The organism is Shinella yambaruensis (assembly GCF_022899355.1).
In the GTDB taxonomy this organism is placed as follows: Bacteria; Pseudomonadota; Alphaproteobacteria; order Rhizobiales; family Rhizobiaceae; genus Shinella; species Shinella yambaruensis.
In genome coordinates this window covers 296,828-308,973 of sequence record NZ_JALJCK010000006.1, presented here as the reverse complement: position 1 = coordinate 308,973, position 12,146 = coordinate 296,828, and the positions used below count along the sequence as shown (strand labels likewise).

The 12,146-nt window shown below is 63.9% G+C and carries 14 protein-coding genes and 1 tRNA gene; 14 read left to right on the top strand and 1 reads right to left on the bottom strand.

Features of this window, described 5'->3' with window-relative positions:
• Window positions 1-9: 9 nt before the first annotated feature.
• From MUU56_RS16545 to MUU56_RS16480, 14 genes are all read left to right on the top strand, one after another.
• Window positions 10-717, top strand: coding sequence for a phage tail protein I (locus MUU56_RS16545; RefSeq protein WP_244768378.1), 708 nt, complete (start codon window positions 10-12; stop codon window positions 715-717).
• On the top strand, window positions 718-1,851 hold the full coding sequence (locus tag MUU56_RS16540; protein ID WP_244768377.1) for a phage tail-collar fiber domain-containing protein: 1,134 nt from the start codon (window positions 718-720) through the stop codon (window positions 1,849-1,851).
• Between the two features lie 12 nt (window positions 1,852-1,863).
• Complete coding sequence (locus MUU56_RS16535; protein WP_244768510.1) at window positions 1,864-2,619, top strand: glycine-rich domain-containing protein; 756 nt, start codon at window positions 1,864-1,866, stop codon at window positions 2,617-2,619.
• A gap of 1 nt (window position 2,620) precedes the next feature.
• Entirely contained in the window at window positions 2,621-3,046 is a 426-nt protein-coding gene (locus MUU56_RS16530; protein ID WP_244768376.1) for a hypothetical protein, read from the top strand.
• A 164-nt stretch (window positions 3,047-3,210) separates the two neighbouring features.
• On the top strand, window positions 3,211-4,467 hold the full coding sequence (locus tag MUU56_RS16525; RefSeq protein WP_244768375.1) for a phage tail sheath protein: 1,257 nt from the start codon (window positions 3,211-3,213) through the stop codon (window positions 4,465-4,467).
• Window positions 4,468-4,479: 12 nt separating this feature from the next.
• A complete protein-coding gene (locus tag MUU56_RS16520) occupies window positions 4,480-5,022 on the top strand; it encodes a phage major tail tube protein (protein WP_244768374.1) in 543 nt (180 codons plus the stop codon).
• A gap of 77 nt (window positions 5,023-5,099) precedes the next feature.
• Window positions 5,100-5,600: a hypothetical protein gene (locus MUU56_RS16515; RefSeq protein WP_244768373.1), complete on the top strand. Its 501-nt coding sequence runs from the start codon at window positions 5,100-5,102 to the stop codon at window positions 5,598-5,600.
• Between the two features lie 127 nt (window positions 5,601-5,727).
• A complete protein-coding gene (locus tag MUU56_RS16510; protein WP_244768372.1) occupies window positions 5,728-8,130 on the top strand; it encodes a phage tail tape measure protein in 2,403 nt (800 codons plus the stop codon).
• Window positions 8,127-8,597, top strand: a complete 471-nt coding sequence (locus MUU56_RS16505) for a phage tail protein (protein WP_244768371.1) — start codon at window positions 8,127-8,129, stop codon at window positions 8,595-8,597. The genes MUU56_RS16510 and MUU56_RS16505 overlap by 4 nt, the downstream gene beginning before the upstream one ends.
• Window positions 8,594-8,818 (top strand): tail protein X, encoded by a 225-nt coding sequence (locus MUU56_RS16500; RefSeq protein ID WP_244768370.1) that lies wholly within the window; start codon window positions 8,594-8,596, stop codon window positions 8,816-8,818. Before MUU56_RS16505 ends, MUU56_RS16500 begins: the two co-directional genes overlap by 4 nt.
• 3 nt (window positions 8,819-8,821) lie before the next feature.
• Window positions 8,822-9,835: a phage late control D family protein gene (locus tag MUU56_RS16495; protein WP_244768369.1), complete on the top strand. Its 1,014-nt coding sequence runs from the start codon at window positions 8,822-8,824 to the stop codon at window positions 9,833-9,835.
• Entirely contained in the window at window positions 9,835-10,041 is a 207-nt protein-coding gene (locus MUU56_RS16490; protein ID WP_244768368.1) for a hypothetical protein, read from the top strand. The genes MUU56_RS16495 and MUU56_RS16490 overlap by 1 nt, the downstream gene beginning before the upstream one ends.
• A 212-nt stretch (window positions 10,042-10,253) precedes the next feature.
• Complete coding sequence (locus tag MUU56_RS32925) at window positions 10,254-10,442, top strand: Com family DNA-binding transcriptional regulator (protein WP_244768367.1); 189 nt, start codon at window positions 10,254-10,256, stop codon at window positions 10,440-10,442.
• A complete protein-coding gene (locus MUU56_RS16480) occupies window positions 10,423-11,334 on the top strand; it encodes a DNA cytosine methyltransferase (protein WP_244768366.1) in 912 nt (303 codons plus the stop codon). Before MUU56_RS32925 ends, MUU56_RS16480 begins: the two co-directional genes overlap by 20 nt.
• A gap of 626 nt (window positions 11,335-11,960) precedes the next feature.
• On the opposite strand, the gene MUU56_RS16475 is transcribed toward MUU56_RS16480, so the two are convergent.
• Window positions 11,961-12,037, bottom strand: a tRNA-Met gene (locus tag MUU56_RS16475).
• Window positions 12,038-12,146: the final 109 nt, after the last annotated feature.

The window sequence follows — 12,146 nt, the reverse complement described above, 5'->3', positions numbered from 1 at the left end:
ATAGCGCGGATGTTCGACGGAAAGTATCGCCTCTGGCACAACGATGGTGACGGCACGCCGCTGGATTTCGGCGTGCCGTACGGCCCGCCTCCCTATGTCACCACGCTTCTGCCGGACAGCTCGACCGCGTTGGAGCGCGCCATTGCCGAGGTCGATGCGTGGCGGATGGAGGCGGTCGACACGGATATCATCCGGCGCATCCATCGCCCGGATGAGTGCCCGCCGGCTTTCCTGCCGATCCTCGCATGGGAATATTCCGTCGACGAGTGGGATCCCGAGTGGACCGTTGCGGCAAAGCGGGAGGCCATCAAGCAATCGTTTGAGGTCCACCGCCACAAAGGCACGGCTTATGCCGTCGAGCGGGCAGTCACCGCGCTGAACTATGGGGGCCGCGTCGAGGAATGGTTCGAATATGGCGGCTCGGCCTATCGCTTTCGCGTGGTCGTGCAGCTCGGCGAGGAGGAGCCGTGGGACGGGAAGCGCGCCAGCACGCTGGTACGGGTCGCCCTGCGGACGAAGAACGTCCGCTCGCGGCTGGAGGCCATCCATCTGCGGCGGCAGTCGAGGATTGGAGGGCCCTATATTGGCGCCTTCGTCCAGTCGCGCCTCGTGACCAGGCTCATTCCGGATGTGCCCAGCGAGATTTCTGTCGCGCCGTATCTCTACATCGGGGCCGTCGTGTCGGTCAGGTCCAAGACAACACTCAGGGATAGATAAATGAAGACCGTTGTTACACTTGCGGGTCTCGCCAAGTTTGCAGCTGCGGCGGCGGAGGGCGGCTCTCCTGTCGTCCTGGCCCATCTCGCGGTCGGTGACGGCAACGGGCAGCCGATCGAGCCGGGTCAGAACATGTCAGCGCTCGTCAACGAGCGCCATCGCGCGCCCGTTCTATCGTCGACGATCAGCCTGGAGAATCCCAATTGGTTGATCGTGAAGGCGATCGTGCCCGGAGCGGCGGGACCATGGTGGATCCGCGAACTTGGGCTCTTCGACGAATCTGGCGCGCTCCTCGTCGTCGCCCAGTATCCCGACACCTACAAGGCTGTGGCGAGCGAGGGTGTCGAAACCTCGCTGGAGGTGACGGTCACCATCACGGTCACCTCGACCTCCAATGTTCAGGTGGCGCCAAATTCCGAGAACTACGCCACGCAGGAATGGGTGCTTTCCCGCAAGGTGTCGATCAGCCAGCTGACGGGGCTCCCCTTTATCCCGGTCAAAAGCTTCACGACGGCATTGCCGCCGTCCTCACCGGCCATCGGTGACCTCTTCGCCATCCCGCCTGGCGCCGGCGGTGCCTGGGCGAACCATGCGCAGCGGATCGCGGAATGGTCGGGCGCGAGCTGGACAATCCTCATTCCGCCCGATGGACACCTCATCGGGACGCCGAATGGCAAATGTTACTGGCGGGCTGGCGGTATCTATTCCGAGGTTTCGCTTGCAGCTTTTGCCACCTTGGCCGAACACCTGGCCGGCGTGAGCCTCGCGAAGATGACGAACCCGGCCGGCGTCAAGGCCATGCTCGACGCCCTGAAGACGGACCTGCTCGGCTATATCGGCGGGCTCGTCATCGCGACCGGCAACGTGAACGCGGATTGGGGCCAGAAGATCTATTGCGACACCAGCGGCGGAGCCATCTCCGTCACGCTCCCGGTGCCCGCGGATCAGCCGGTCGGAGGCAAACGGGTGGCGATCGAGATTTATCGGTTCGGCGCCAACGCCGTGACCGTCATGCGCAACGGGCAGCCCATCGCCGGCCTTGCCGAGCATTTCTCAATTGATCGGGACAAGGTCGGCGTCCGCGCCGTCTGGGTCGGCACGACCTGGCGGCTGCATCCCGAAGTCGTCGCTTAAGGAGGCGCGCATATGAGCACATTCACTGGCCTGTTCGGTGGCAGCAGCCGCGTCAAGATGGTCTACGAGAGGACCATCACCGTCTCGGAAGCGTGGACGAAGCCGTCGCTCGATCCGGATCTGCTCGTCGAGGGATATCTGGTCGGCCCAGGCGGCGGCGGGTCCTATAACGGCAAGGCCGGCGGCGGCGGCGGGGCTGGCAAGTATTTCTACTGCCGCTTGCGCGATCTCGCGGCGACTGTCGCGGCCGTCATCGGCGCCGGCGGCGATCCCGGAACGGGCGGCGACCAGAACGGCAAGGATGGCGGCGTCACATCGTTTGGCAAATGGCGCGTCTTCGGCGGCGCCGGCGGCATGGCCAACGGCAATGGCGGCGGCGGTGCTGGCACGCACGGCAAGGGCAACGGCTCGAATGGCGGGGCGCCGGGCGGCGCCGATGTGACCGGCGACGTGCCTTATCCGACGCTCGACGACGGCGGCGGCCGCGGGTCCTATTCCGGTCTCCTCTCTACCTCGCAGTCGAAAGCCGGCATGGACGCCGTCAACGGCGGCGGTGGTGGCGCCGGGACCGAAAGTGGCTTCGTCGGCGGTGCCTCCGAATTCGGCGGCGGCGGCGGTGGCGGCGGGAAATCGACCCATGCCGGCGACGGCGGCGCGCTGGGCATGCCCGGCCAGGTGCCGGGCGGCGGCGGCGGCGGTAACGAGGGCGCCAATGGCGGCGCCGGTGCCCGCGGCGAAATCCGCATCCGTATTTTCGAGGGGATCTGATATGCGCATCGCCATTGCATCCGTCGACACCATCGACAACGTGATCGAGGCCCCGAGCCTTGCGGTCGCCGCCACGCTCTTCCCGCATGCCGAGCTTATCGACGTCGCCACGACGGCGGTCGGCATCGGTTGGGTTCGTACGGAGGGCGGCTGGGCCCCGCCGGCGGTTCCCGAGCCCGTGCCGGTGGCCATGACGCACCTGCAGTTCATCGAGCACGCCCAGGTGGCCGGTGATCTGTCCGATGAGGGCCTGGTTGCCGCCCGCGCCGATCCGCTGCTTGCTGCGTTCTGGATCAAGTTCGAGTTGGCAACGTCGCTCGAACGCGATCATCCGACCACGGTGCAGGGGCTCGCTGCGCTGGTGGCGACCGGGCATCTCACCGAAGAGGGAAGAGAGGCAATCGTCGAACTCTGGCCAACAGTTTGAGGGGTTAAAAGCGACGGTAATGGCCGCTTGAAACCGTCGTTAAAACCCGTCATTGCTGGCGGGTAGGGTCCGCCGTCCGTTCAGGGCTGACACTTGTCAGCCCCATCTCACATGCGCGCGCGCATATGCCTACTCCCTGACCGCCACCAGCTCAGGGATGTCCCATGTCAGCCACCACGGATTTCGTCGGCGTCCGCAATTTCTCGGACCTGCGTTCGACCGTCGCCAAGATCGACACCCGCGACAGCACCATTCCGGGTGTTGCTCTGCCGGCCCCGGAGGCAGACAATGTCAAGTTCCCGATCGGCGAGCCTGTCGCGGTGCCCCTCGATGACGCCGAGATGATCACGGCGCTTGGCGCGGGCGTGGCGCAGGATACGATGAACCAGTTGCTGCTGGAGGGTATCGTCACCGACGTCGCCTTCGTCCGCACGGCGCACTCCACAAAGACCGATCCCGCCGAAAAGCTCGAGGAAGAGATCGATGGGATCGTCGGTTCCGCCGGCGCCAAGACCGGCGCCTGGGCCCTCCTCGACGCAAAGGGACATATCGGCCTCGAGCCGGGCGGGCTCATGTCCCCAGGCTACATGAGCCAGCGTATCGGCGATGCCGCCAACGCCGTCACCTCGACGCTGTCCACGATCGCCGGCCGCATCATCGACTGCCTCGTGATGGCGGACACGCCCGCCACCAGCCGCGAGGCCGCGCTGGAGTGGGCCGAGGACTTCGCCACCGCGCTCAACGTCGTCGGGCTCTATCCGCAGATCGTCACCAATCTTGGTGGCGGCAACGTCACCCGGCCGATGTCCGCATCCATGATGGGGGCGATGATCCGCCGCGACAAGGAGGCGGGCAATCCCTACAAGGCGTTCTGGAACCGGCCCCTTCAGGGGGCGCTCAAGCCGTCCGTGCCGGTCGGCTACACGGATGGCGACATCGCATCCGATGCCAATTGGCTGAACCAGCGCGGCATCGGCACGCTGATCGAGCGCAATCTCATCTGGGCGCCCTTCACGACGGCAACCGACCCGACCGTCAAGGGCTGGCGCTCCATCAAGCGCATCCGCACCCGTCGCGCGATCGAGAAGGCGACCCTGCGGCCGCTGCGCCAATACCTGTCGGAAGACATCCATCCCGACGCGGTCAATCTCATCTATCGCGCGCTCGACCAGTTCTGCATGGACCTGGTCACGGCCAAGGCGCTGATCGATTACGAGCTGGTCTGGTCGAAAAGCATGAACCCGGCCACCTTGCTGGAGGCCGGCGCGCTGCGGGTCAAGGCCCGGTTCGCCGAGACGCCCGACCTGGTCGACCTCCAGATCTACACCGAACCGCAGCCGGAGGCTTTCGACGTGCTCGAAGCGGCCATTGCGGCTTCGCTCCAGCAGCTCGGCCTGCAAAACATCCGCGTCACGGCCTGATAGGAGAGCCTCATGGACGGCATTGTAAGAGGTTCGAACTGGTACTGCGAGGAAACCAACCAGCGCCAGCGCGTGGATGAAACCACGCTGCCCGAGCTTTCCCGCGAGATGATGCCCTACGTCACCGGCGGCGGGTTCTTCGCATTCGAGCTGCCGGCGGAGATCCAGGCCATGACGGCCGAGATGACCGTGAACGGGGTCCATGAAGACCTCAAGGCCCGCTTCGGCCGCGAGCCGGGCGACTGGACGAACCTGCGCTACTACGAAAGCCTTCTGAACGTCTTTCCCGCCAACAGCACCGGCGCGCCGGCCGCCGGCAAGCCCAAGCTCAAGGGGCGTGTCGTCTTCCTCAAGGGATTGCTGAACGGTTATGGCCAGGGCGGGGTGAAGGGCGTGAAGCCGAGCGCGGTAACGCGCCTGCGCTGGTCGAGCATCGTGCTCTACCACGACATGATCGACGGCAGGACGATCCACAAGTTCGACATCCAGAACAACATCCTGATCATCAACGGCGTGAACTACACCGCCGAGCACAACCAGATCATCCGCGCCTGATCGGCGGCGCCGTCGTTGCGTGCGATCGAGGGCGGCTGCCGGCGGGTGGCCGTCCCTTTGCTTGAAGAGGAGGTCTCATGTCTTCAAAGCCCGTCTCCGCCACTGTGGAAACGCCCCTTTCCCTCAATGACAAGTCCGATGTCGCGGTCGAGGAAATCCCGCTTCCCCCGCCCGAAATGTGGGGCGAACTGGAAAACGATCCCGCCGCAGCGCCGGCAGCACCTGTGCCGGCGAAGGGCGTCCGTGAGATAGCCGTCCTCGAATTCGTCGATGGCAAGCCTTGCCGCCGCATCCCGCTCGAATACCCGTTCAAGGACGCGGAGCGCGGCCAGGTCACGGAAATCGTCGTGCGGCGCCTGACGGTCGGCGAGGTCGGCGACCTCCTCGACCACCGCCCCTCGTCGCCGGACAATTTCGACATCTACGCCCTGATGACGGGCTTTCCGGCTCCCGTCCTGCGCGGGCTCATCGATGTCGACGGCGAGGCGGTCGCGGATGCCTGCTATGATTTTTTTCCCCGCGTCTTCCGTCCGGCGAAGGGCGCGCCATCATCCCCCTCGACCGATGGCGCAGCCTGATGGGACGCGTTGCGGCGACCTTCTCGACCTCGTTGCTGGACGTGCGCGCGCTCTATTGGGATGACGCCCTGCTTTGGGCCAATGAAGCACCAAGCATCTGGAAGGAGACCTGGGGGAGGAAGGGATCGTGAGCGACCTCGACGTTTCGCTTCGCCTTCGGCTGCTCAATCAGCTCTCGCGCCCGGCAGAGGAGGCCGAGCGCGATCTGAAGGACCTAAAGAAAGCTGCCGAGCAGCTCGGCCGCACCAACGGCGCGGGCGGGCTCGCGAGCGATCTCGACCGCCTCGGTAAAGAGGCTACGGACGCGAAGGGAAAGCTCGGCGCTATCGGCAAGGAAGCCTCCGAGGTCCGCAATGCCATCGGCCGAATCGATGACGGTGCCCTCACTGGGCTGAAGTCCGATGCGGACACCGCAAAGCGGGCCATCGGCGCTATCGGACAGGAGGCAACGGAGGCTCGGCAGAAGATCGGGCGGATCGATGACAATGCCTTCTCCGCGCTGAAGAGTGATGCGAAGGCTGCGGAGAACGCCATCGAGCAGATAGGTCGGGCGGCGGACACGACCGGCCAGAAGCTCAGACAGCTTCAGATGCACGGCCGCGGTACCGGGCGCGCTTATGGCCCTGGTCATGTTCCGGGTCGCCAGGGCGGCATGTTCTCGCAGACAGCCGGCGCTGCTTTCGATCGGCTCGGCGGCGATGCCTTCCTCCCGCTTGGTGCCGGCGCCGCGTACATGGCCGGTGGAGCTTTCGCCTCGGCGGCCGTTGTCAGCGGTGCCGCCATTCGCGCGTCCATGGCCGATGAATTCACATCCGACCAGCTCATGGTCCTTGGCCAATACAGCGAAGCCGACCAGGCGCGATACGATCGCCAGCTTGCAGCGATCGGCGCGCGCAAGGGCATAGGTGCGAAAGGTGCCATGGGCGTCTTTGGTGGCCTGATGTCAGGAGGGCTTTCGGCGCAAGACGCCAGTGCCATGACCGAGAATGCCATCGTCTTTGCCAAGGCCTCCCAAGCCGATGTCGGCGACGCGGCGGCAACCACGATTGCTCTTCGCAACAACCTTGGTATCGGCGCCGGCGACATGATGAGTGCCTATGATGCCATGGCGCTCGGCGGTAAGGAGGGGCAGTTCGAGGTTCCCGACATGGCCCGTAACTTCCCTTCGCTTGCAGCGAAGATGTCTGCGGTCGGAGAGAGCGGCTTGCAGGGGGTAAAGGGGCTCGTTGCGATGGCCCAGGCCATTCGCGCAACAGCCGGATCGAGTGACGAGGCGGCGACCAACTTCGAGAACATGCTCGACAAGTTCACGGCCCCGGACTTCGTGAAGAACGCTGCCGATCTCGGCATCAATGTCGAGCAGACCTTCAAGAAGGCCAAGGATGACGGGCTGTCGCCGGTGCTCGCCCTTATCGACCAGATCGGGAAAAAGGTCGGCGACAATCCCTTCAAGCTATCCGAACTGTTGCCGGACAGACAGGCCCGCGCCGCGATCCAGGCTGTGCTCGGCGACCTGACCGGCGTCCGGTCGCAGATCGAGAAAATGGGCAAGTCGGAAGGCACCGTGCTCGACGACTATGCGAAGGCCTCGGACAATGCCTCGACGGCTTTTGACCGCTTCACCTCCAATGTCGCGGCGAAAGCCAAGTTTCTTGCCGCCTACGCCCTGCCTCCACTCACGGCAGCGATGAATGAGATGTCGGAGGCGATGGAGGGCGACCGGGAGCCCCAACAGATCAAGGCGCCGGAGGATGCAAGTGGCGAGACGAAAGCCGCGATCCAAGCCGCCAATGATCGTGGCGCACGCCTCAATCGGTTTTTCGAAGGCATTCTCGGCTTCGAAAAATCGGGGACCAGCCGCAAGCTCGATATGGTCGACGCTTACCAGCAGTACGGCCAAAGCCGGATGGAAGGCGAGCAAAACAAGCCGGGTTTCTGGCAGCGCTTTCTTTGGGGGGCGGCGGCGGACGAAGACTTCGCGCTGCGCGAGCATGTTCGCGCAACGATCAACGGCCGTGATGCCGAGCAGCTTCCCCTGGGCGCCGAACGGAATGTTGATGGCAGCGATCTCGGACGCTCGACCGGCGCGGTCGGGAAGCCGACACGACGACCGAACAACGATGACCTCGGTCAGAGCACTGACTTGATCCCGCTTCCGCTGGCCCGTCCCGCCGAGCTGGACAAGGCTGCTTCGGCCAGCATGTCAGCTTATACCAGCGCGCTCGCGGCCGAGGGCGAGGAGGCCAAGTCGACGGCGCAGAGCATCGCGGACAGCATCAAGGCTATGCTTGGCTTCACCGTCAGCCCGACCATCAGCCCGACCTATATTCCCGCCGGCAGCGCCGGGACAAGTAATGCCGGCAGCGAGAAGCACACGTCGGTCCAGCAATCGACCGGCGTCAAGCTGACGCAGAACATATCCTCGCCCAACTCCAAGCATGCGGCCATGCGGTCGGTCCGCGAGCAGAACAGGGCCATTCGGCAGGCTCAGGCCCGATCCTATGCCGAGACCGGGAGGAACCTCGCATGAAGCCGGCCTTCAAATCGACCGGCGCCCTCATCTCCATCGGAGGAGCGCGGCTCAGCGTCATCGGTCTCAACCCGCAGCGGCTTTCCTCTTCCTCCGAAGCGCGCTGGCCAGGGCATGCGACGCCGAGCGGCATGAGCTATCAGAAGACCGGCCTCGGGCCGCGCACGCTCACCATCGACGCCAAGACCTTCCCCCATGTCACCGGTGGCCTCGACGCCTATGCGATCCTCCAGGCGCATCACGAGATGCAATCCGTCGTGCCGTACATGCGGCTGCGCGGGAACTATCTCGGCCAGGCGTCCGGCCTAGTTGGGATCGAAACGCTCGATACGGACGAAGAGCGCTTGCACCCCTTCGACGGCGTCGGCCGCGAGGTCGATGTGACGATCGGGCTTATCGTCTTCCCCTTCCGGATACTCCAGCTGCTCGACGCTTCACGCATCAAAAGCTTTGGAGGATTGCGGTGATCACGCCCTTCATCGTGCCGGACGGCGGTATGCGGATCGACATCATCGCAAAGCGCCTGCTCCAGACAGAGCGGTTCGGCGCGACGGAGGCCGTGTTGGCAGCCAATCCGGGCCTCGCCACGATCATGGTGTTCGGCCTCGTGCCGGAGGGGGTGGCCGTCTACCCTCCGGCAGACTGGACGCCCACCTCCACCGCATCGCTCATCCTGCCGTGGGAATAGCCGATGCGTCGACCGATCGTTCGCATCATCGGGCAGAGCGGGCTCGACCTCATTCCGGCCTGGTCGGGCAAGGGCCTGACGCGTGTCAGCTTTCTCGACAACGACGGCGGTGAGGCGGACGAGATCGAGTTTGAGTTTTCCTGGCCGCCCCCCTTTCCCGACAGTCCGGCCGAGGGCACGAAATATCGGCTGATCTACGGATGGGAGGAAACCAGGTTGCGGGACGCCGGCCTGTTCACCTATCAGTCCGACCATCTCGGAGGAGATCCCGAGAGCGGCGACCTCATGACCATCATCGCCCGATCGTCGGATTTCGTCGATGCGGACAAGGATGCGGACAGCGAGCATTTCGACGACAAGACCGCCGGGGACATCTTCCGGCAGATCGCGGCTCATGCTGGCAAGAGTGCGATCGTTCACCCGGACATCGACAAGATCAAACTGCCCTACCGGCTCCGCTGGCGTCAGCCGCGAAGCGCGTTCGCCCAGGAACTGGCGGCCGAACTTGGAGGCACTGTAAAATATGCCAATAACACCCTGTTGGTGCCGATGCGAAACAGCGGTCAGACGGCAAGCGGGCACACCCTTCCGACGATCGTCATCCCCTACAAGCACGGCCACAGCTTTGAGATTTCCAGCGAGGCGAAAGGCCGGTTCAAGGACAGCGCCACAGGTTGGTTCGACCTCGTGAGCGGCCTTGAAAAGCTGTTTGAAGGGACGTCGATTGGTGCCGCAAGCCGGTACTTTTCCCTTCATCCGGCCCGCTCTGAAGCCGAAGCGGAGCTGGCGGGCAAAGCCGAGATCGGCGAGGAAGCCCGTTCCAGCATCTCCGGCAGCTTCGAAGCGGACGGCATGGTGGATGCCATGGCCGGGGCGCCGGTGAAGCTGCAAGGCTTCGGGGCGAGCCGCGATGCGGCCGACCTCGTGGCATCCTCCATCCAGCACGAATGGACCTTCGACGATGACGGCGGGTGGATCATGAGCATCGAAGTGGCGAACAGGGAGGCCAAGAGCTGATGGAGCAGAAAGCAATGAAAAAGGAGACCGAAAGCCTCCTGAGATTGGTAGCGTGCCTGTTTGGCGCGATCTGCGGCGCGGCGGCAGCGATGATCGGGCTTCTTGTGATGTCCATCTTCGCAGATATTGGCCTGCCGACGGCCTTCGTTATCCAAATCCTCGCCGGTGCAGGGAGTGCAGTCTTTCTCGTGTGGCGCACGGCCTGACCGGGTGGCCGAGGCGGTGGAACGCCTCAACGACGGGCCCAAGTTTGGCGACCTGACCCGTCCGACAGCAGCATTGCACAACTGTCACACCCGTACCCTGCAGGGCGGGATCTGATGTGACTGAGTCGTGAGCTTTTTGAAATGGTGAATATGCAACCGGCCTCCCCGGTCTCTCCTACCGCTCCTTACATTGGCGGCAAGGGAGGGCGCGCATGAGGAACGTCCGTTGCGGCTCCTGCCGCGCCCTGCTGTTTCGGGCTGGACATCACGCCATCGCCGGAGTTATCGAAATCAAGTGCCGCCGGTGCGGCACTCTCAATCATCTGAGGCCACACGAGCCCTTCCACGATCGCCCCGAGCGACCGAAAAGGACCAACTCGTGTGGCTTCACATTCCCCTGACGTTCCTTCCTTCACCGGCGTCGCACTCTGCGCAGGCGTCGGTGGCCTCGAACTCGGCCTCCATATCGCCGAGCCCACCTATCGAACTGTTTGTTTCGTCGAGCGGGAAGCCTTCCCTGCGGCCGCTCTCGTGGCGAGGATGGGCGACGAGGCCCTGGATCAGGCTCCTGTCTGGTCTGACGTTACCACCTTCGACGGCCGCCCTTGGCGCGGCCGCGTTCATCTCCTCACTGCCGGCTATCCCTGCCAGCCCTTCAGCTTTGCCGGCCAGCGGCGCGGCGAGGACGATCCCCGCCACCTCTGGCCGCACGTCCGCAGAATCGTCGCGGAGATGGACCCCGAATGGTGCTTCTTCGAAAACGTCGAAGGGCACCTGTCCCTGGGAGCCGCCAGCGTCTTCGCAGACCTTTCCGCAATGGGCTACAGCATCAAAGCGGGCTTGTTCTCTGCGGCAGAGGTCGGCGCACCCCACCAGCGTCGGCGGCTCTTCATTGTGGCCCACGCCGACAAAGTCCCGATATTGCACCAAGATCGAGCTGGAGTTGGCGAACGGCTTCCTGAGGATGAGAGACGATGCGGCGGCAGCGGGATCACAATTCGGGATCGGAAAGGCCGCGAGGGTCTGGACCCAGATATGGTTGCTGATCACGGCATGCGGGGCGACCCCGACGCGTCCTTTCAGCTTCCCGTCTTCCCACCCGCTCCATCTGAGTTTGAACGCTGGAGCCCGATCCTCGCCCGGCATCCTGACCTTCAACCCGAGCTTTTCGGACTGGGTGATGGGATGGCCGATCGGGTGGACCGATGCGATGCGGCCGGTAACGGGGTGGTCAGCCTGGCTGCGGCGTATGCGTGGCGCACTCTCAAGGCTGCCCACCTGAGCGGATGCTAGAAGAAGGGCCTCGGCCAGCGCCCGAGGCCCTTCACATGTTGTTTTGCCTAGTTTTTGCTTATTTCGGTCCACGGAAAGGACTTGAGCCGTAGGGTATGCGCTCGCCAGGGACTAGGGAGGGTCGCCACTTCGGGATGCAGGTGCACTGGCCACGCCCGTCGCACCCGACACACACGAAGCGGAGACCTAACGGCCGCGCGCTCTCCTCGATGTTTGTAGGGTCGATTTTGACATTCTTGTCGCACCGATAGCAGTAGACATAGATGTCAAATTCATCGGCGAGCCGTTCGCCATAGGTAAGAGACTTTTCGGACATGCGGTATCCTCGTTTCGTAATGCCGCATGTCCTTCCCCGGCGGGGTAAATGGCGCTGGTATATGCGTCCGTCAAGCTCGGGGATGTGTTCTTTCCACAGTCAGCAACTGGCGCCGTGGAGACGGTCTCAAAGAACCTTCGAATGATGTTTGGGAGCCGTTTTTGTCACGCCGTCCGGAATTTCAAAAATTCCGATTTCGCGTGTCAAAATTCCGAAATTTCGCGGCGAGCTACAGGGGGCCACGGCGCGCTAGCCGAGTTGCTCAACCTGTCGCACCGGAAAACGGGAGAGTTGCCACGCACTGCATTGATGGTAGCGGAGGAGGGATTCGAACCCCCGACACAAGGATTATGATTCCTCTGCTCTAACCTACTGAGCTACTCCGCCGCCCGAAAGAGGAACAGAACGATGTCCGTTGCCGTCCGGTGCGCGGCTTATAGGGTGCTGTTCCCGCGGGTGTCAAGCGGCCTTCGCACAAAAATCGCTTTGTCCGCAA